This window comes from Nostoc sp. (genome assembly GCF_036917535.1).
GTDB lineage: Bacteria > Cyanobacteriota > Cyanobacteriia > Cyanobacteriales > Nostocaceae > Nostoc.
Map to the genome: position 1 here is coordinate 45,303 of NZ_JBALDA010000004.1, position 20,399 is coordinate 65,701.

Here is a 20,399-nt window from a genome sequence, read left to right on the forward strand (position 1 = left end):
ACTTCTTTATCATCTAGATTAACTGCTAATCCAAGAAGGCAGCTACGCATAGGAAATACCGCTTGTGATAAATTCAGCTTTTGTTACCTCTTTTTACTGGATAGTTATTGCCGTTTGGTACTAGTGCCGCAAGGCGAATTCAAAATTCAAAATTCAAAATTCAAAATTAATGCAGCATAAGCGTTTTGTTGATTTGGAATAGTATGTTTATTTCCGCCGTGTTGTAGTAATCTACTACAGCAACTTTAATGAAGAAATAAGTTCGTAGTAAGGACTTTAGTTCTTGGATTGAGCGCTCAAGCGCTTACTACGAACCCAGTAAATTTCTCTCACCTGATTACCGCTGAACACGCAAGAACCTGTAAATTTCAACGAGGTAACTTTCCCAAGTTCTTGTTGTCAATTGCAATGTTTCCGAATTTGGTACAAAGTCTTCAAGTCGTAAACCGCGTGCGCGAATATCTTGAGGACTTCCTTGTAATAAATAGGGAGGCACTCTCAAATTATAAGAAAGAATGCTATCTCCCGTTACATCTAAGATGTTAGCTGTGGTGGGTTGCCCTAATGCTACCAGTGTCCCAGATGTTGGTGTAGCAGTTGCGACAGAGCTTTCAACTGTCATTGCTAATGGCGCTCTATAAAGTAAATACGCGACTGCTGGTGTACTTGCCAACAGCAAAATTGTCAGTGCCCAACCGATCAAATATCCTCCTGGTTTGTCTATTCCACCTCCTTTGATTTTCTGAGCGGCAATAATCATCAGTAAAACAGAGGCTCCTAGAGGCTTGAGTGGAAAAGATAGCATCCTCCACAACGACGCCACAGCAGGTTCATTGGGGTTAAGAAATGATAGGGCTACGATTACCAAGATAACCACTAAGATTAATCGCCCGACAAAACTTCCAGAGGGATAAAATCGCTGGAACAGAGAATAAACGATAGTGCCAATCAGCAGCCACAGCAGTACCCGGCTTAACAATAGAAACATAGACTAACTCTCAAATTTTCTGGTGCAGTGAGCCAGTGTGGTGGAGAGGCAGTCCGTTTCAATTGGGGTTGCCCCCAGAAAAGACTGCCATGCATGGTTTCCCTGTGTAAAACAACTGGCGACTTCTTACTGATAGCGACGTTAGAAGCGTCACCCGTAAGACTCAACCTAGAGGTTTCGGGAAATGGATTTATTTTATTGTCAAATTGTAATCGTACTGTTTGACTTAAAATTTCTCAAACCTCACACCCAAAGACTACCGTCGTAGTGATTTTAGTGCAATTTTTTGACACTGCGTCTATATATTTATAATTTTCCAGAAGAGTAATATGGTACCGATAAACTAAATTAATTAAGTAATCGACTTAAAAGGAAAAATGATGTCGCCTGAAAAGCCTACTATTCTGGTAACGGGAGGAGCTGGATATATTGGTTCCCATACAGTGCTTGCTTTGAAGAAAGCGGGTTATAGCGTTGTTATACTTGATAATTTGGTCTATGGACATCGCGATTTAGTAGAAAAGGTTTTACAGGTAGAACTGATAATTGGGGACACAAGCGATCGCGCCTTGCTCGATCATTTATTTAAAACCCACGATATTGCTGCGGTGATGCATTTTTCTGCTTATACCTACGTAGGAGAATCTGTTACCGATCCGGCCAAATTTTACCGTAATAACGTTTTTGGTACTTTGACCCTGTTAGAAGCGATGCTGACAGCATCTGTAAAGAAATTTGTCTTTTCTTCTACCTGTGCCACCTACGGGGTGCCGCAATTCGTGCCGATTCCAGAAACCCATCCCCAAGATCCGATTAATCCTTATGGTGCTACAAAGCTGATGGTAGAAAGGATTCTCTCTGATTTTGATGTCGCTTACGGTTTGCAATCAGTGCGTTTTCGCTATTTCAATGCTGCTGGTGCTAATCCCAATGGCTTACTGGGCGAGGATCACAATCCAGAAACCCATTTGATTCCCTTGGTGCTAATGACAGCTTTAGGCAAACGAGAATCCATTTCAATTTTTGGCATTGATTACCCCACGCCTGATGGTACGTGTATTCGAGATTATATTCACGTTAATGACTTAGCAGATGCCCATATTTTGGGATTGGAATATTTATTAAAAGGTGGCGATAGCGAAGTTTTTAATTTGGGTAATGGCAGCGGCTTCTCCGTCAGAGAAGTAATTGCAGCTGCCGAACAGGTGACAGAAGTTTCGATACCAGTAGAAGAACACGATCGCCGCCCTGGCGATGCCCCAATTCTCATTGGCACTAGCGAGAAAGCCAGAACAATCTTAGGCTGGCAACCTCAGTATCCATCCATCAAAGATATCGTCGCTCATGCGTGGCAGTGGCATCAGAAGCGACACAAGTAAGGGCATTGGGCATTGGCATGGGACATGGGGCATGGGGCATTGAGCATGGAGAAGAGACAAGGAAGAGGGGGAGACAAGGGAGAGACTTGTTCAATAATTCCCCCTTGTCCCCCTTGTCCCCTTGTCTCCCGGCTCCCCTGCCTCCCCTGCCCCTCTGCTTCTTCCCTACTCCCCACCCCTCCTCATACTTTGCATGACGACAACTAAGATGCCGATAAATCCGAGAATTGGCAGTGCGATTGCCCAAGTTGGTAATTGTTGAGATTGACCTTCTACCAAATCGCCATTGACATTTCGCAGGTTTCGTGTACCTTGTGTAGACCCGCCTCCTGCCACAGTTACTTCAAATTTGAACTCAAAGGGTTTGAATCTTGCCCCAGAGACAGGTTTTCCATTTAGTTGCAACTCATAAAGACCTGGTTTGGGAAAGACAACTTCTGCACCTGGGATGCCTCGATAACGTTCGGCTGTCACAGGTTCTAACTGTGGTTCTAACAGCGGCGGCTCTCCGGCTGCATAAGGTTCGGCATAAACAGCCAACCGACAATTACACTGTGATAGGGGAATCACCTTTCCACCTCTACGGGTAAGTGCAAACCAGGCTTGGCTTGGTTCTCCAGCACGGGGATTATCATTTGGTTCAATGTGGAGAGTGCCGCCAACATCTGAGGCTACTTCCACCTTATGAGCAAAAGCAGGGTAAAGATTAGTTATTGATATAACTAAGCAACTCAGGAATAATAAATACTTTATTGTTCCTTGATTCTTCCAGAAAATGTCTTTGAGGGGGTAACGCCTCTGTTTTTGAATCCTGGGAATGGAACCTGAAAATAAGGATGATTTACCGCGATTTGGTTGGGGGAACATAAAACTTTTCTACGGCTAACTTTGACCAAAAAAAGCGCGATCGCACTAGTAAGACACTGAAAGTAACAATTACCATCAGTACTGCCGCTAATTTATTTCCCCAAGTTGATTGCAAGGAACCCAGGTAATGGGAACCAATCAACACAGTATGAATGGCACTCAAGAGCAAGGCTGGCACACCCAATAGATGAATCTGTCGCCAACGCTTGCCCAAAGATTTTTGCAAAGATTCCCAACTTGTAAAAGCGGCGGGGGACATTAATACCAATGCTACAGCACCCGCAGCCATCCCCCACTGAAATTCTGGCGGCAGAAAAGAAAAGGCGGCAAAATTCCATTGCAATGAGTGTTCTATCATGTGGAAGGTGTGAACCACAGAAAGCACAAAAGATCCCACTCCCAAGCCGCGGCGGTAACGCAGTGGTGAAGCCCACAAACCACTAATCGGACGCGCAATTAACGCCAAAATTAAGCAGATTAAGGCGGCGTGTCCGGTGTAATCTACCATTGTGTCACCAGTCCGCAGCAAGGTGATGACGCCAATGGTGAGTGTTACCCAACCGCCTAATCGAAACAACTGACTGCGCCTGTCTTTACTTAGCAAAGATGTGGAAACGCCTACACCTAGCATCGTGGGCAGGGTTCCCAAGCCAAAAGCCAGCATAGTAGCTGTACTCATCCATAAATTGCCAGTTCCAGCGGCTTTAATTTGGGCAGCATACAGGAAACCACAGGGCATTAAACCCCAAGTCATCCCTAAAAGCATTGGCGTCCACCATTTGGTTTTTAAGGAAAGTTTAACCATTCCTCTGCTGAGGCGATCGTGTAAACTACCTTGCAATAAGGGATGTAACACGGTAATACGCGGTAGTAAATCAGGTTTTACTTGTCCTAAGCCAAACCAAATCAACATCACACCAGTCAGAATTGCCATCCAGCGCCGGAAGTCGCTGCCAACACCCGCTAGCTGTCCACCTTGCAGCAATACCGAACCTAGCGCCCCAATGCCAGCACCGACTAGAGCATAGCTCAACATCCGCCCCAGGTTTAGCAGGATATGAAATTTTAATTGCTGTTGCCAAGTATCGGGTTTTTCTAAGGTTAATGTCCGTCCCAAGGAGACTGTTTGTGGACTTTTTGGTTGATGAGACAGAGAAAATGCCACTGTTAGCGGCCCACACATCCCAAAGCAATGTCCAAAACTCCCCAGAAACCCCACGATTGCGATCAGCAACAAATCTACCATAAAAAAAGTTCCGAGATTCTGAGTTATGAGTCCTGAGTGTCCGAATAAAGATGTTGCAGAAGTAATAAGAAATTTTTTCTTTTCTTCTTTACTCAGTACTCAACACTCCTCTAGTGCGGAACTGTAAATGAAGTTGCGATCGCTGTCAAAAGACAAAGCGTCAAACTTGATGTTTACTTTAGGAAATTAGTTCTTTTGTACTGGTATAAGATATAAAGGTATTAATCATAAGTAAATACCTACCTTTAATTAATAATCGTCGAATGGCTACAGTTTTTTTCTCTTATTCACATCGAGATCAAATCCTGCGCGATGAGATGGAAATTCATCTTGCTATGCTAAAAAGGCAAGGCTTCATTGAGACGTGGCATGATCGGCGAATAACTGCTGGTGAGGAATTCGATAAGGCAATAAGCAAAAACTTGGAAGAAGCAGACATCATTCTTTTATTAGTCAGTTCAGATTTTCTAGCTTCCAATTATTGTTATGACATTGAGATGCAACGTGCGATGGAAAAGCATGAGAAAGGAGAATCCTATATTATACCAGTCATCCTGCGTCCATGCGATTGGCCCAGTGCGCCATTTGGCAAACTCTTGGTCATGCCAACTGATGGCAAGCCTATCACAAAATTCCCTGATAAAGACGATGCTTTTCTTGAAGTAGTCAACGCTGTAAAACAGACAATTACTCGCTTACAACTCCGTCAGAATTCTACGCCACCAAGCAAAAGTTACGGTTCTGCTGTCAAACCACAAATTTTGGATATACCAAGATCGAGCAATCTCCATATTCGCAAAACATTCTCGGATCGAGACAGGGAGCAATTTGTAGAGGAATCATTTGAATACATATCCAACTTTTTTGAGAATTCACTTGCTGAACTATCCAACCGAAATCCAGAAGTTGATACACATTTCAAGCGTATAGATGCAAATCATTTTTCGGCTATTGTCTACATTAGGGGAAAGAAAGCTACTGAATGTCGAATTTGGATAGGAGAAATTGGAGGAATTAGCCGTTTTTTTAGAAGCGACATTGCATATTCCTCGAATGCTTCAGGAAGTGATAATAGTATTAATGAATCCATGCCTATAGTTGATGATGGATATGCTCTTTTTCTGCAACCTTTGGGAATGGCTTTCTTTGCAAGCCAACAGAATGTGAAGAAATTATTGTCTCAACAAGGGGCTGCTGAGTATTTTTGGGATATCTTGCTAAGACCATTGCAACAAGGCTCAACATGAATGTTCTGTCATAAAGGTCAATCTGTAAAAAACTCTTGTAAAAATAATTTCTAGCGGGACTTAGACAAAAATTAAGCCCAAATAAAGCCCAAACTGGCTTTATAAGCGGTAAACACGTCACGATTCATAATTAACCAATCAAAAAATCGAAAGGACATAGCTGTTCTAAAGGCTTCTAAAGCTTCAGTAAATGTGTTTAAAGATTTGTTCGCCCACCTACGTCTTAAGCCCCCTGTTAGTTGATGCCAAAGAATAAAAGTGTAGGCGCAGAATACTAGGATAAAATGTCGCATTAAACTTCTTTTGTCTCGAACTTGATATTCTTTTAGTCCTAACCAACCCTTGGCTTCTCTATAAAAAACTTCTACCCAATTTCTTGCTCCATAAGTATCAACGACCCATTGGGGTGTGACAATTGATGAGGAAACATTGGTGATAAAATAATCAAGATCAGTCGCATCCGAGAAAGTCGCAGCGTTCATGACGATAGCAATATTTCGCTTTCCGTTTAGACCTGATATTTCTACTTCTTTTGTTACTACCCATAATGTTTTGGGTTTATCTAAGTTGAGTTGAATTTCTGTAAATACCTCTTGGGGTAAAGCTTGTGCCAATTCATCTAGTCTAATTATTTGTTGAATATTATCTTTGCCATTGATAGTTACTTTGCGATTTTTAGCTAATCCCCCTAAATACTTTAATTGCCGCTTCTGTAACTCTAATAGGAAGGATGTGTTGTTGCAATATCCAGCATCTACAATTACTATTCCTGGTTGATAACCTCTTTGAAGTGTCAGGTCTATCAACTTAATTGCTAATTCTGGTTTCTTCTCAAATTCTGGGTCTTGTTTCCCTTGGGCTAAAGAATCAGCGTGCTGATATAACTCTATGTCTAATGGTAAGCTTTTTCTTCCATCATGTAAATGCGTTGTTACTACTACTATTCCATTGTCTGTTTTACCAATTTCTCCTATATACTGTCTTCCTACTCCATCTGTAAAATTACCGCTTTTTCTATGTCCAGAATCATCAATTATGAGGCTAAAGCCTCTACTGATTCTCGTCTGACTACACTTGTTCATAATCTCTAACCGACGCTCGTTGACCTGGGAACTCGACCAAGGTGCTTCGGTTAAAAAGTGGTGTAATCGGTGGTAAGTCACCCCTACGGCATTCTCTGCGATTTGAAATAGGTTTTTTCTCTCACTTTCACCCAATAATCCCCCTAAATAATGTCTGAACTCTCTTTTTTGAGCTTTATGAGTAAATACATCATCAAACCTTTGACACCATCTTTCAAAACATGCCGGCATTGCTGCGGGGGTAGTTTCTTTCATCAACTTCTTTTAACGTGAAAGATATGCTGAGATAGCATTATACACTTTTTTACTCTCCTGTTTTGTTTAAGTCCCGCTAGTGAATTAGGGAGTTTACCAAAAGCTGACTGAGCAAGATGACAAACAAATAAGCCAAAAGCTTATCGAACAGAGAATTTTAACGCTTGTTTGGAGTAAGCATAGGATAATACTTATCCTATAGGAATCATATTTTATTTCTGAAAAAAACTACGAGATAATACGTATAAACATCTCTGTCTGACAGCGAACAATGATAAAGCAGTATCTACAAGCTGCGATCGCTTCTTTACGGGATCAACCCCCTATCGCTTCTAGTTAGAACCAAAAAATAATACTGCCCGTGGCAAATGGCAAATTTAGATGCGGTCGCTTTGATTATAGGGACTTAAACATTTTGAGGGATAAACAGTTACCAGAAAGGATAGTTTGGCAAGACTGGTTAAACAATACAAAAATGAATTTCATCCTTTAATTAAGCCGATAGTGCAATGGCTCTAAAGTTGATACTGACTCTAGAGCCATTGCTTGCAAATTTCTCCAACTTATAAATTTCCCCGATTTTTGGTATTTTTAGCCTTTCCAGATGGATCAGTAGGTTGAGCACGCATCGGGTTAAGCATTGATTTGAAGCACTATTTTGCCCTGGACATGACCGCCCTGACTCAATTCCTGAGCTTGACGGGCTTCAGATAAAGACAAGGTCTGAGCAACAACCGTCTTAAGCTGCCCGGAATCGAGTAAATTAGCAATTTCCTCTAGCAGCGAGGCCGAGGGTTTCATATTCATCATCTCTGCACGGATACCTCGTTCTTGAGCTTTTTGAGCATCAGGGGGAGCAGCGGTTGAAACCAGAATGCCACCTGGCTTCAGCACTGCATAAGACCGTGCTTGCGTGTCGCCACCTAACGTATCTAGAACTACATCGACATTCTGAACAACTTCTTCAAAGGGTGTTGCTTTGTAGTCAATCACTTGATCTGCACCCAGAGATCGGACAAATTCTGCATTCGCGGCTGAGGCAGTTCCAATGACGTGCGCTCCGATCCATTTAGCAAACTGTACCGCGAACATACCAACTCCACCTGATGCCGCATGAATCAGGACGGTTTGACCAGGCTTGAGATCAGCATGATCAAACAACCCTTGATAAGCGGTCATTGCTACCATCGGCACTGATGCCGCTTGCACAAAATCCAGCGTCTCCGGCTTGAGGGCGATCGCATCTTGCAAAGCCGTAGCGAACTGGGCATAAGCCCCCATTTGTAGTTCACCATAAACTGCTTGACCAACTTGGAATGCTTTAACATCAGTGCCGATCGCTTCCACAATGCCTGCAACATCCATTCCAGGCGTGAACGGCAAAGGTATTGGAAAAACCTCTTTCATGTAGCCTGCCCGGATTTTCCAATCGAGCGGATTGACTCCAGCCGCCTGAACCCGAATTAGCACTTCATTTGGTTGTGGTTCGGGTTGCGCTATAGTTTCCAGTGTTAGCGCGTCTGACTCACCATAGTTATGAATGCGAATTGCTTGCATTATCTTATTTACCTAAATTGTTATAGTGTGTTCAATTTGACGAAGCCTGTAAGCAGAAAATCATCTGTGGTCATCCAAACGCGATGGTATTTCCCTCCACTAGGGCGTTGTTGTTTCCACCATCAACGTTGATAGTTTGACCGCTTATGAATGCTGCGTCATCTGACGAAAGGAATAATACTGTTTTAACCAGATTATCGGCAATGGAAGTGGCTTTGTTATTGGCGACTGTCGCTCAATGCTTCCAAATAGATTTAGTGCCAGAATACCCAATTATGCCACAGCATTCAATTACCTTACGCTCAGAAAACAGGCTAAAGTGCAACTCAAGCAGATTGAATTAGAGACTTCTAAATAAACTCTAATATCTATCTTGCAGAATAATAAATTAGTAATAAATGTTCAACTTATGGGAGAGAAAATGCTAGCTTGTTCAAGCTAAATTTTGATCAAAGTGGTCATTTGGGATGATTTAAACGTCTGAAATGTCTGAACAAATCTCAGATTTTTTCAGTAAGAAATGAAAAATATTAATTTGAAAGTGAGGTTTAAAAAAATGACAACGGCATACAAAATTCAATTGACGAATGAAGAAGAGGGAATTAACCAGACAGTAGATGTTCCAGAAGATGAATATATTCTCGCTACTGCTGAAAATGAAGGGATGGAGTTACCGTATTCTTGTCGTCAGGGAGTGTGTTCTACTTGTACTGGGAAGCTGATAGAGGGTTCCGTCGATCAGTCGGAGCAGTCTTATTTGGACGACGACCAGATTGCTCTTGGCTATGTGTTAATTTGTGTTGCTCATCCTACCTCAGATTGCAAGATCATTACTCACAAAGAAGAAGAAATAGCATAAGCAGTTCAAGCAATTTGAGTTGACGACGAGCAACTACATCAATATTACACTGGCGAAACTGACGAAAGCGCCCATGTTTCGCCATGCGTGTACTTTACTAAGTTGAAATTTGAAATCAAAGCCTAGCGTTTAGAATTTGTGGCTATTTGAAGAAGAATACATTCGTCAGAATTCAGGAGCGGAGCAAGGAAAGCTCCGCCAAGGCGTCAGAATCAAGACGTTCGCGGACTCGAAGGAGCTTCGCTATCAGTGGGGGATTGGGGCCCTTACAGGTGATTGTAGACCGCTAAATCTTCTCTTTCTCCAGACGCTGCGCGTAGCTTGCTTCCCCGTTCGCGGAGCGTTCCGTAGGAAAGGGGTACGATTTAGCTCTTTTCTTAAACCCAGTTATTCATCCGCCCAACGGGAAAGGCAGTCGCTCATGGGGGAAACCCACTTTCTGCGCGCTGCCTCACCAGTCACACTCCAATTCAATTTCTTATTCTGGCGACTGACGCCTTTATTCTGTTTTGATAAATAAAGTCCGCGCAAGCGGACTGGAAAACAATCAGTAATTATCTCTGAGAATAGAAATTACTATTTTAGCCGTTCTTCTTGAATTAGGATACGTTGAAAGATTTGATTATTTTTAAACTATTTGACATTATAATTTACCTCTTAAAATTGTAGATAAGGCACAAAGCACAAGGTAAAAACAACAGCTTGATTCACATTAACGACTTCTAAATAAAAAAAGTCATCGCTTTTGAAGCTGGGGGAGAAAGAATCTGACCATCGTTTTCGCTACACTCAGGAGATTGATGGCAACGCTAATCATTTGCATTTCCAATTTATCTATAGGAGCATCTTTTTGTACGACTAAACCTTTGTTGTCTTGTGCCTTCTGAACTTTGATTGAAAAAAAGATCGCGAGTCGTTACTTCGTTGATACCCAAGCAGGTTGTTTAACAAGCGATCGCACAGCCTCGGCAATAGAAGAAGCGTCAATTTTTGCTGCATGAAGTAGCTCTTCTGGAGTACCAGATCCAGGCAGATCCCGTACTGCCAGTTTGATTAGGTTTAGTGGCAATCCACCAGAGGTAGAAGCAGTATCTGTACCCACAAAAGCATCAAGGACAGCAGCTCCCAATCCACCCTCGTCCCAATGGTCTTCGACTACAACGAGTTTGCCCTGGGTATCACGGGCAGCCTGATGCAGAGTTGTAGCATCAATTGGTTTGACTGAGTAAGCATCGATAACGCGTACCGTAATCCCTTCCTGCTTGAGGTGCTGATATGCTTTAAGTGCTTCATGTACCGTAATACCTGCTGCAATCACTGCTGCTTGATCCTGCTCAGAACTACGGATGACCTTGCTGCCACCAATTGAAAAATCCTCCTCAGCTTCATAGAGAACAGGTGTGCTTTCACGGGTTGTGCGTAGGTAGACAATCCCATCACAATCGACCATTTGGGCGACAAGTTGAGCGGTTTGATTAGCATCACTAGGGTAAAGCACAGTGCTACTATACACTGCTCTCAAAGAAGCTAAGTCTTCCAGTGCCATTTGTGAAGGGCCATCCTGACCAATTGAAATTCCTGCATGAGAACCAACAAGTTTAATATTGGCGCGAGAAATGGCAGCCATCCGCACAAAATCATAAGCGCGACTTAAGAATGCCGCAAAACTGGAAGCAAAGGGCTTATACTGGCGCACTTGTAACCCCACTGCTGCGGCAACCATTTGCTGCTCGGCAATGTACATCTCAAAATAGCGCTCAGGATAAGCTTTGGCAAATTCCTCGGCGTAGGTGGAATTGCTCACCTCACCATCTAAGGCAACTACATCTGGTCGAGACGCTCCGAGAGCTTTTAAGGTATCCCCATAAGCTTTACGGGTTGCCACTGAATCTCCCTTTTGATAGCTAGGAAGTTGGAGAGTTTGAATTTGTCCAATTACAGTTTTTTGGATTTGTAAATTAGGTTTTGAAACGGCAATAGCAATCTGACGTTCACCACCTAGTTCTTCGATCGCTGCCTTTGCTTGGTCAGGTTTCAAGGCTTTTCCATGCCAACCGCCAATATCTTCTAAATCTGCAACACCCTTGCCCTTCTTTGTCCGAGCCACAATCAGTGTTGGACAGTTGGGGTTCTCGATCGCTGCTGCATAAGCTTCGTCAATTTCTTCTAGGTTGTGACCGTCGATTTCAATTGCCTTCCAGCCAAAAGCAAGAGCGCGATCGCAGTATGTTTGGGTGTTCCAGCCTAACATTGTTTCACCTCGCTGTCCCAAACGGTTGACATCGAGGATGGCAATCAGATTTGCCAGTTTGTAGTGACTGGCGTGTTCAAAGGCTTCCCAAATAGAACCTTCCGCCATTTCACTATCCCCTAACAAAACCCAGGTGTGGTAAGGCAGCTTGTCTAAATACTCTCCAGCTAAAGCAATACCAACCGCGATCGGCAGTCCTTGTCCCAATGAACCCGTTGCCACGTCTACCCAAGGTAATGCTGGGGTTGGATGCCCTTCTAGGCGACTACCAAACTTACGGAGGGACATCAATTCGCGATCATCAATTACTCCCGCCGCTCGATAAATTGAGTATAACAGCGGTGATGCGTGTCCCTTTGAGAAGATCAGGTGATCGTTGTTAGGGGAGTGCGGATTGCTGAAGTCATAACGCAGATGCTTGGCAAGTAGCACCGCCATCAGGTCAGCAGCTGACATTGAGGAGGTGGGATGACCAGATCCGGCTGCGGTGGTGGCACGAATACTATCAATCCGCAGTTGTTGTGCCAATTCATGCCATGCTTGCAATTGTTCAAGGGTAGCCATGATCGCTCTCTTCCATGTATAGGAACTAAGGACAGCACTCACATGCTAGTCAACACGAACGATTGTTTACTCTAACAAATGACAGAGTTAACAGGCAGAAATTTATCAACTATCAAGCTCTATGTTTAGGTACTTGCAAAGAAAATAAGACTTACGCAACTTGGTATTCGTAGAGGTTTTGTCTATTTTTAATTGAACCCCAACTACTTGAATAAATCGCCGTGCTGTCGCTCCCAGTTGAAACGGAGCTATTACAACAGTCTCGTGTTTGTTTGACGCTAGCATTATTAAGATGGTAGATGATATATAGTAGTCCTAAATCATTTGTGAAAAAACAAAGTACATTTGTAAATCCTTCTTTCCCGTTCCCTGTTCCCCGCCCGGATTTCTCACCACATCTCGATGGAGCCTGCGCTTGTGCAGAGGGGCAGAGGGGAAAGAACTTGTACAAAAACTCTCCCCTGCTCCCCTGCTTAAGAGCACCCCTGCACCTCATCAAGCTTGTGACAAATGCGGGTCAATGGGCATTAAAAGCTGTAACCCCTATTTCACACAGCTTAGAGCTTTTCTTAGTGTCATTCAGCTAAAGTCTTCTGCTAAGAGTTCATGATTGAGAAAAGCTCCCGCGCGTGTTCCACTGAAGGCAGCATACGGAAGGCTTTGCATCGGAGTAATCATGTCGCCTGCGGCGTAAACCCCTGGGATACTGGTCTGCCCAAAGTCGTTCACCTTAACGAAACCATTTTCGATCTCGCAACCCAGTAATTTGGGTAACTCAGAACGCTGCCGCTGCGGAGCGCGGAGATAGATTGCGGTTCGAGCCAGCACCTGACTATCTGTAAAAACAATGGTATCGAGGTGTCCATCTTTGCCCTCAAAGCGAACAATCTTTTCTTCACGGATAGGAATGTTGTGCTTTTCGATTAATGCTCGTTGCTCGTCCGTTAAGTCTGCGCTGCCATCGGTACATAGCACTAAATCATTGCTCCAACCTTTGATTAAAAGGCAGAGGTCAAAGCCAACTTGACCCTTCCCGTAAAGCGCGATCGCTTGATCTTGCGCTTCCCATCCATGACAGTAAGGACAATGCAGCGCACTAACGCCCCATAGCTCGTTTAGACCTGCGATCGCGGGAAGTTCATCAATAACGCCTGTCGCGAGCAGAAGTCGTCGGGCGTCTAGCTGAGTGCCATTTTCCAATATCACTTCAAACCCATTATCTTTTGTGCAAGCCTTAACCACAGTCTCAGGTCGAAATTGAACACTGTTGTAGGGCGCGAGTTGTTCTTGCCCGATGCACAGCAGTTCAGTCGGACTAATCCCATCTCGCGTAAAGAAGTTGTGCGCTTGGTGAGACGGCTGATTGCGCGGCGCACCTGAGCCACAAACGAGCGTGCGTTTGCGAGAACGTCCTAACGTTAAAGCCGCACTCAAACCAGCCGTGCCGCCGCCGATGATGATGACCTCGAATTTTTCCATATGTTGTCCAATTGATGAAAACTAAGAAGCGTGAGCTAGCTTGGGTCAATCTTCAGTTAATTTTTGGAACATCGATTCAAGCAATAGTCTTAAACTAACTCACCGTGAAGTGATGATTAATTCTGATTTCGATCTATTATTGATACTAGAATTGCATCAATAACAGCATGAAAATTCAAGATCTTCGCTGCTTCATCGTGCTGTCTGAAGAGCTAAACTTTCGGCGGGCAGCGGAGAAGCTAAATATGTCACAGCCGCCTTTGACGCGGTTAGTTAGGCGACTTGAGCAAGATATCGGCGTTGCGTTATTCAACCGTACCACCCGCACTGTGGAATTGACGGAGGCAGGTCAGCATCTCCTGAAAGAAGCGAAAGCGCTACTCATCCATGTCGATGAAATCGCGCGACGGATTCGCCACGCAACCGCAGACGCTTCAAATCGTTTGAGAGTTGGGTATGTTCCCTTGGCGCTTTATACCGTAATGCCACCGTTTCTTGAGCGCTGTCGAAGCGAGTTTCCAGAGATTGAATTAGATCTGCGTGAACGATCAACTGACATGCTGTTCGATCAGTTACATAGCGCAGAGATAGATATCGGGTTTCTCTACCTGCCGATTTATTCAACCTTACTTGAGGTCAAACGAGTCTATCGAGAGCCAATGAAACTGGCTGTTTCTGCCGATCATGCGATGGCAAATCGATCTTCAGCAAGCCTGAGCGAGTTTGCAAATGACGTGTTTATTCTGCATCCTCGTGCTGAAAACGCAGCGATGCATGATGAGATTTTACGCTGTTGCACAATGGCAGGATTTACACCCCGAATTCTTAAGCAGGCTCACGATCAAAACTGCATGGCTCTACTGCTAGCTGGGCAAGGCATTCATTTTGTGGCTTCAGGAATAGAATGCCTTGGGTCTACAGGTTTGCGTTACCTCACCCTAAGCGACACTGCACCTGCGCTAGAACTTGCGATCGCATGGCGACGAGCAGATCCCTCTTTTGTTGTGAAAGTATTAATCAGTGAACTCTCAAGCGTTTGAAGAAAGAATGATTTTAATGAAAACTGAAAGCACTGATGCTTTCGACGTGAAGCCTCCATACGTGTAAGTGCGATTCGTTTTGGAGAAACCCAGTATATGGGGGGATTCCAGGCTTCAGTAGAGTAACTCTGTCAGGAGTTGAGTCCGCACTTTAATCCTCTGCTGATGACAACTTGATATCCATGTAGGTGCTGACTTTTCACGGCATCTGGAAAACGCCATTTTGAGCTTTTCTCAAACCCTAATTTTTATGTTAGCTATTCTCATTAATTAAAAGCTATTAATAATTAGCCTATGGAAAAAGTCACGTTGTTTCGTGGTTTGAGAACTTACCGTGAAAAGTCAGAGTTAGGAGGCAGTTTTTGCTGGAGGAAAACTGACTCCTAACTCCTGCTCGTACCGTCAGAACAAGGTGAAACACCGCACCAAATTTTCAATTTGGTGGCTCCTGAAAAGGAGCCAGTGCGGTCTTGAGGTTTCCCCAAGTGGAGCATCTGGCGTGAGGGGTTTGAATCCCCTTCTGAAAAAAAACCTTCTGCCTCCAGCAAGAACAGCATAGCTGCCTTTTTCAATAGTGGGATAGGTTTGGGTTAGCAGTTTTTATTTCTAAATGCTAACCCAATGTAAATCGATTAAAAATAATTTAATTTGCATTTATAACAGTAGTCTTTAATAGTATGATTAAGCAGTTTTTTATCTGGAAATGGACTACTGTATATTTACGGTTTGTTAGCAACATTTAACGCTGATTGACAATCAGATTGCTTACTTTTATACCAGCTTAATGTTAAATTTATTGACTTGCTTGTTCATTACTCAAGCATTTTGATAAAAAATAATACAAAATAATCTTTTTTCAGATATTTTATGTTTTTATTTCTTAATAATTACTACTAGCGATCGCTACATTGATAATGTTGTACCGAAAGCCAATAAACAAGTTGCAAAAATTCATCCAAAAACAAAGTTATTTGCATATAGGGGTTTTTCTGGCAACTCTCTTGAGCATTATATTTTTCAGTTGGGTAGCACTCTCGCAGCAACCAGTTACCCTGAATATATTAATGACTGCTCCTGATGCCGAACCTTGGAGGAAGGGTTTAATTAGAGACTTTGAGGCTGAGAACCCAGGTATTCGCATTAACCTAGTTGAAGGGCCCAATGCCACAAATTTGCTCGAAGACCTGTATACCTCATCTTTTATCTTGGGTGAATCCCCTTATGACCTGATCAATATGGATGTGATCTGGACATCCAAGTTTGCTGCTGCCGGATGGTTGCTACCCTTAGACGATCGCATTTCTAAAAAAGAGTTGGCAGCATTTTCACCCCAGGATGTAGAAGGGGGACGTTACCAAAACAAGCTGTACCGCATACCAGTGCGTTCCGACGTGGGAATGCTCTACTACCGGGAAGATTTAATTAAACAAGCAGGGTTGAAACCGCCAGAAACCTTTGATGATTTGATTAGAATTTCCCAAGTTTTGCAGAAGAAAAACCAGGTAAATTGGGGCTATCTTTGGCAAGGTCGGCAATATGAAGGACTTGTAGCGATGTTTGCGGAAGTCCTCCATGGCTTTGGTGGCTTCTGGGTTAATCCCAAAACTCTCGAAGTTGGACTAGATCGACCAGAAACATTACAAGCCATTGAGTTTCTGCGTAGTACCGTTAAGGAAGGCGTTTCTCCTCCTGGAGTCACGACTTACCAGGAAGAAGATACCCGACGCTTGTTTCAAAGTGGTAAAGTAGCGTTTTTACGCAGTTGGCCCTATGCGTGGCCTTTAGCCCAGGCAGAAAATTCGCCAATCCGGGGCAAAATTGCGATTAAACCGATGGTTCATGCTCCTGGTAAGACGGGAGCGGCTTGTCTAGGTGGCTGGGGTTTAGGGATTGCGAAATCCTCTCACCATCCAGAAGAAGCTTGGAAAGCAATTCAGTATTTTACCAGTCGGGAAGCACAGCGCCGATTCATTTTCAGTGCAGGCTATGTGCCAAGTCGCCGAGATTTGTTCACAGACCAAGAGATTGTTGCTAAATACCCTCACTATCCGCAGTTATTGCAGGTCGTGGGCAATGCAGTTTTACGTCCGCCGATCGCGCAATATCCTCAGACATCAGATATTTTGCAGCGTTATCTCAGCGCCGCCTTATCTGGTCGGATGAATCCTGAACGAGCAATGCAAGCTGCTGCTGCTGAAACACGCCGACTGCTGGCGGCAGGGGGCAGGAAAGCAGAGGGGCAGGGGGAGCAGGGGAAGCAGGAGAAAAAGAATTAATAACCAGTTTCCAATGACAAATGACAAATGACAAATTTACATACACTCAGAAGTCGGGAACAACAGACAGCATGGATATTACTTACACCCGCATTACTGCTACTGTTGTTTGTATTTGCCTACCCGATTTTACGAGCATTTTGGTTAAGCGTATTTACTAAAAATTTGGCAACAGAGCTACAACCTGTATTCTCTGGTTTGGAGAATTATGTGCGGATGGCGGGTGATGGTCGTTTTTGGCAGAGTTTGTGGGCGACAACCGTGTTCACAACAGCATCAGTAATCTCAGAATTACTGCTAGGACTGGGGATTGCCTTAGTTCTCAATCAGGCGTTTCTTGGGCGGGGCATAGTGCGTACAACTGCAATTATCCCTTGGGCTTTGCCTACTGCTTTGATTGGTCTGGCGTGGTCTTGGATTTTTAACGACCAGTTTGGGGTTGTGAACGATATTCTGCTGCGATTGGGGCTGATTAAGACTGGGATTAATTGGTTAGGAGATCCAACGCTGGCGATGATCGCAGTGGTTTTTGCTGATGTTTGGAAAACTACGCCGTTTATTAGTATCCTGTTGCTAGCTGGGTTGCAGTCGATATCAAAAGACCTCTATGAAGCTTACTCAGTTGATGGAGCAACTGCTTGGCAAAGTTTCCGCAATATTACCCTGCCATTACTGCTGCCGCAAATCTTAATTGCAGTGCTATTTCGGTTTGCTCAAGCTTTTGGGATTTTCGACTTGATTGCTGTGATGACTGGGGGTGGCCCTGGTGGCGCTACAGAAGTGGTGTCATTGTACATTTACTCCACGGTGATGCGCTACTTAGATTTTGGTTATGGAGCAGCCCTTGTAGTAGTGACATTTTTAATATTGATTGCGGCGGTGGCGATCGCTAGTTTCTTGCTTAACAAATACCGTGCCAAAACATCAGGAGCCATTTAATCCATGAACATAACTCCACAAGCAGTTTCAACGACTCCAAAACAAACAGAGGGAACAAAGTTTTCTCTAAAAAAAATCTTGCTGACCATCATAGTTGTATTAATAGTGCTATTTAGCCTAGCGCCAGCTCTATGGCAATTGCTGACCTCGTTTAAAGTGAATGACGATATTGCAGCCGTTCCTACTGTCTATTTCCCCACACGATTCACTTTCAATCATTACATTGAGTTATTTACCCGTCGTCCATTTTGGCGCTACATCTTCAACAGTGCCTTTGTATCGATTACTTCTACAGCTGTCGCTTTAGCGATCGGCGCACCTGCGGCTTATGCCCTGGCACGATTACGCCCTTGGGGCGAACGAGTTATCCTCGCCAGCGTTCTAATTGTTACCTTATTTCCTGGAATTCTGTTGTTCTTAGGACTATTAGAAATTATCCAAGTGCTGAAATTGGGCAACAATTATCTGGCGCTGATTATACCCTATACTGCCATCAATTTGCCGCTAACAATTTTAGTACTTAAAAGCTTTTTTGAACAATTGCCAAAAGATTTGGAAGATTCTGCTAGAGTCGATGGCTACAATACCTTTCAACTACTATGGCAAATCGTGCTACCCATGACCCTTCCCGCTTTAGTGACTACTGGAATCCTCACCTTTATTTTTGCTTGGAACGAGTTTATTTTTGCTCTGACATTTATGACCCGTGAAGAGTTGAAGACAATTCCCGTTGCTGCTGCTCAGTTGGGTGGTGCGACAATATATGAAATTCCTTATGGCCCGATCGCGGCTGCTACTGTCATTGGGACATTACCCTTAATTTTACTAGTTTTGTTTTTCCAGCGCCGGATTGTCCAAGGTCTTACCGCTGGTGCTGTCAAGGGATAAAAATCAAAATGGCTAAACTCGAACTCAAAAACTTGAATAAAACCTACAGTCCTAAAGTCGTCCCTGTCAAAGACGTTAGCTTAACTGTAGATAACGATGAGTTTCTCACTTTGCTTGGCCCTTCTGGCTGTGGTAAATCCACTGTCCTACGCATGATTGCAGGTCTTGAAGAACCAACTCGCGGTCAGGTGAAGATTGGGGAAGTGGATGTTACCTATAAGCGAGCAGCCGATCGCAACATTGCAATGGTATTTCAAAGCTATGCACTCTATCCCCACATGACAGTGTACGAAAACCTCGCTTCTGGACTGAAGCTGAAAAAAGTACCACCGACAGAAATTAAACAGCGAGTGGCAGAAGTGGCAGAAGTTTTAGGATTAGCAGAGTTAATGAACCGCAAGCCTGGTCAAATGTCGGGAGGTCAACGGCAGCGGGTTGCTGTCGGTCGTGCTTTGGTGCGTAATGCCGATGTCTACCTGCTGGATGAACCTTTAAGTAACCTGGATGCACTGCTGCGGGAAAGAGTTCGAGCCGATATTAAGCAAATTTTTGCAGCCCAAAAAGTGCCAGTTGTCTACGTCACCCACGATCAAACAGAAGCGATGACACTCTCCACGAAGGTTGCATTACTCAATGATGGCTATGTCCAGCAACTCGATCCGCCTGACCGCATCTATAACCATCCAGCAAATCTATTTGTAGCTGGATTTGTTGGTAGTCCGCAAATGAATTTGCTGACTCTACCTTGTAAAGGAAAATACGCTATCCTGGGTAACTTCCAAGTGCTTCTCCCAGATATACCAACTGTACCACCGCAGATTGTTCTAGGAATCCGCCCAGAAAATGTCCGCATTGCTCAACCAGGTGATACTCAGACTATCCAAGGGCAAGTATTTTTAGTAGAAAACTTGGGTATGCACTATTTGGTCAGTGTCAGGATTGATGGTTCACAAACCGAAGCGATTACAGTACGTGCTTTATTGCCAATAGACCAAAATTGGAGTGACAAAGATATTACATTAGCATTGCCCCCTGAGGATATTCACTGGTTCGATGTGCAATCTGGCCATGCTCTTGTTAAAAGACAAATGTTAGATGTTAGGAGCTAATACGACAGTAATCGCCTAAATTTATCTTGGTTAACCTAAGAGACGGCGATTTATCGCGCTTTAGCGATCTAGAATTTTTATTAAAAAACCTTAACCGAACCCTATTAGACCTCTTGCATAAGTTGAATAGACCCCCCTTATAAACTGGACTTTAGACTAGTTCCCGGTGCGAAACTCAGAAGGCTCATTCTATAGAACTCATTTGACATCTTATGAGGTTTTGAATTAAGGTACTCCTGAGCATCTACAATCCAATGCTAATGGCGTATTCCAGGAAGCTCACTGATGCAGAATGGGAAATTTTTGAACCCTTATTGCAAGATATCTTACCGATTAAGAAGCAGACTAGACCGACCAACTGGACAAAGCCAGA

General features: G+C 43.7%; 15 protein-coding genes. 8 read left to right on the forward strand and 7 right to left on the reverse strand.

Features of this window, described 5'->3' with window-relative positions; translation table 11 throughout:
* Positions 1-337: 337 nt before the first annotated feature.
* Complete coding sequence (locus V7K56_RS00895) at positions 338-988, reverse strand: hypothetical protein (RefSeq protein WP_334906685.1); 651 nt, start codon at positions 986-988, stop codon at positions 338-340.
* 380 nt (positions 989-1,368) lie between these two features.
* On the opposite strand from V7K56_RS00895, the gene galE reads away from it, so the two are divergent.
* On the forward strand, positions 1,369-2,367 hold the full coding sequence (galE, locus tag V7K56_RS00900) for a UDP-glucose 4-epimerase GalE (protein ID WP_334906718.1): 999 nt from the start codon (positions 1,369-1,371) through the stop codon (positions 2,365-2,367).
* Between the two features lie 165 nt (positions 2,368-2,532).
* Here the strand turns inward: galE and V7K56_RS00905 are convergent, their stop codons facing one another.
* Together V7K56_RS00905 and V7K56_RS00910 are read right to left on the reverse strand one after the other, a co-directional pair.
* On the reverse strand, positions 2,533-3,234 hold the full coding sequence (locus V7K56_RS00905) for a hypothetical protein (protein ID WP_334906687.1): 702 nt from the start codon (positions 3,232-3,234) through the stop codon (positions 2,533-2,535).
* On the reverse strand, positions 3,209-4,480 hold the full coding sequence (locus V7K56_RS00910) for an urease accessory protein UreH domain-containing protein (protein WP_334906689.1): 1,272 nt from the start codon (positions 4,478-4,480) through the stop codon (positions 3,209-3,211). Before V7K56_RS00910 ends, V7K56_RS00905 begins: the two co-directional genes overlap by 26 nt.
* A gap of 263 nt (positions 4,481-4,743) precedes the next feature.
* Between V7K56_RS00910 and V7K56_RS00915 the strand changes: the two genes are divergently transcribed.
* Positions 4,744-5,727: a toll/interleukin-1 receptor domain-containing protein gene (locus V7K56_RS00915; protein WP_334906691.1), complete on the forward strand. Its 984-nt coding sequence runs from the start codon at positions 4,744-4,746 to the stop codon at positions 5,725-5,727.
* 71 nt (positions 5,728-5,798) lie between these two features.
* On the opposite strand, the gene V7K56_RS00920 is transcribed toward V7K56_RS00915, so the two are convergent.
* Positions 5,799-7,064: an IS701 family transposase gene (locus V7K56_RS00920; protein ID WP_334906693.1), complete on the reverse strand. Its 1,266-nt coding sequence runs from the start codon at positions 7,062-7,064 to the stop codon at positions 5,799-5,801.
* Positions 7,065-7,697: 633 nt separating this feature from the next.
* Positions 7,698-8,621 (reverse strand): NADP-dependent oxidoreductase, encoded by a 924-nt coding sequence (locus V7K56_RS00925; protein ID WP_334906695.1) that lies wholly within the window; start codon positions 8,619-8,621, stop codon positions 7,698-7,700.
* A gap of 556 nt (positions 8,622-9,177) precedes the next feature.
* Between V7K56_RS00925 and V7K56_RS00930 the strand changes: the two genes are divergently transcribed.
* Entirely contained in the window at positions 9,178-9,480 is a 303-nt protein-coding gene (locus V7K56_RS00930) for a 2Fe-2S iron-sulfur cluster-binding protein (RefSeq protein ID WP_334906697.1), read from the forward strand.
* A 916-nt stretch (positions 9,481-10,396) separates the two neighbouring features.
* Here V7K56_RS00930 and V7K56_RS00935 read toward each other — a convergent pair.
* Positions 10,397-12,295: a transketolase gene (locus V7K56_RS00935; RefSeq protein WP_334906699.1), complete on the reverse strand. Its 1,899-nt coding sequence runs from the start codon at positions 12,293-12,295 to the stop codon at positions 10,397-10,399.
* Positions 12,296-12,874: 579 nt separating this feature from the next.
* Complete coding sequence (locus V7K56_RS00940; RefSeq protein WP_334906701.1) at positions 12,875-13,774, reverse strand: NAD(P)/FAD-dependent oxidoreductase; 900 nt, start codon at positions 13,772-13,774, stop codon at positions 12,875-12,877.
* Between the two features lie 167 nt (positions 13,775-13,941).
* On the opposite strand from V7K56_RS00940, the gene V7K56_RS00945 reads away from it, so the two are divergent.
* The 5 genes from V7K56_RS00945 (at position 13,942) to V7K56_RS00965 (ending at position 20,026) form a co-directional block, all read left to right on the forward strand.
* Positions 13,942-14,814 (forward strand): LysR family transcriptional regulator, encoded by an 873-nt coding sequence (locus V7K56_RS00945; protein WP_334906703.1) that lies wholly within the window; start codon positions 13,942-13,944, stop codon positions 14,812-14,814.
* A 914-nt stretch (positions 14,815-15,728) separates the two neighbouring features.
* Positions 15,729-17,090 carry an ABC transporter substrate-binding protein gene (locus V7K56_RS00950; protein WP_334906705.1) on the forward strand — a complete coding sequence of 454 codons (1,362 nt, stop codon included), beginning with the start codon at positions 15,729-15,731 and terminating at the stop codon, positions 17,088-17,090.
* Positions 17,091-17,117: 27 nt separating this feature from the next.
* Entirely contained in the window at positions 17,118-18,029 is a 912-nt protein-coding gene (locus V7K56_RS00955) for a carbohydrate ABC transporter permease (RefSeq protein ID WP_334906707.1), read from the forward strand.
* 3 nt (positions 18,030-18,032) lie between these two features.
* Positions 18,033-18,917 (forward strand): carbohydrate ABC transporter permease, encoded by an 885-nt coding sequence (locus tag V7K56_RS00960; protein WP_334906709.1) that lies wholly within the window; start codon positions 18,033-18,035, stop codon positions 18,915-18,917.
* An 8-nt stretch (positions 18,918-18,925) separates the two neighbouring features.
* On the forward strand, positions 18,926-20,026 hold the full coding sequence (locus tag V7K56_RS00965) for an ABC transporter ATP-binding protein (protein WP_334906711.1): 1,101 nt from the start codon (positions 18,926-18,928) through the stop codon (positions 20,024-20,026).
* Positions 20,027-20,399 lie beyond the last annotated feature (373 nt).

Coding starts and splice junctions, on each gene's coding strand:
- V7K56_RS00925 (WP_334906695.1), bottom strand. CDS start 8,621: ATGCAAGCAATTCGCATTCATAACTATGGTGAGTCAGACGCGCTAACA.
- V7K56_RS00920 (WP_334906693.1), bottom strand. CDS start 7,064: ATGAAAGAAACTACCCCCGCAGCAATGCCGGCATGTTTTGAAAGATGG.
- V7K56_RS00905 (WP_334906687.1), bottom strand. CDS start 3,234: ATGTTCCCCCAACCAAATCGCGGTAAATCATCCTTATTTTCAGGTTCC.
- V7K56_RS00940 (WP_334906701.1), bottom strand. CDS start 13,774: ATGGAAAAATTCGAGGTCATCATCATCGGCGGCGGCACGGCTGGTTTG.
- V7K56_RS00955 (WP_334906707.1), top strand. CDS start 17,118: ATGACAAATTTACATACACTCAGAAGTCGGGAACAACAGACAGCATGG.
- V7K56_RS00935 (WP_334906699.1), bottom strand. CDS start 12,295: ATGGCTACCCTTGAACAATTGCAAGCATGGCATGAATTGGCACAACAA.
- V7K56_RS00895 (WP_334906685.1), bottom strand. CDS start 988: ATGTTTCTATTGTTAAGCCGGGTACTGCTGTGGCTGCTGATTGGCACT.
- V7K56_RS00915 (WP_334906691.1), top strand. CDS start 4,744: ATGGCTACAGTTTTTTTCTCTTATTCACATCGAGATCAAATCCTGCGC.
- V7K56_RS00965 (WP_334906711.1), top strand. CDS start 18,926: ATGGCTAAACTCGAACTCAAAAACTTGAATAAAACCTACAGTCCTAAA.
- galE (WP_334906718.1), top strand. CDS start 1,369: ATGTCGCCTGAAAAGCCTACTATTCTGGTAACGGGAGGAGCTGGATAT.
- V7K56_RS00945 (WP_334906703.1), top strand. CDS start 13,942: ATGAAAATTCAAGATCTTCGCTGCTTCATCGTGCTGTCTGAAGAGCTA.
- V7K56_RS00910 (WP_334906689.1), bottom strand. CDS start 4,480: ATGGTAGATTTGTTGCTGATCGCAATCGTGGGGTTTCTGGGGAGTTTT.
- V7K56_RS00930 (WP_334906697.1), top strand. CDS start 9,178: ATGACAACGGCATACAAAATTCAATTGACGAATGAAGAAGAGGGAATT.
- V7K56_RS00960 (WP_334906709.1), top strand. CDS start 18,033: ATGAACATAACTCCACAAGCAGTTTCAACGACTCCAAAACAAACAGAG.
- V7K56_RS00950 (WP_334906705.1), top strand. CDS start 15,729: ATGTTGTACCGAAAGCCAATAAACAAGTTGCAAAAATTCATCCAAAAA.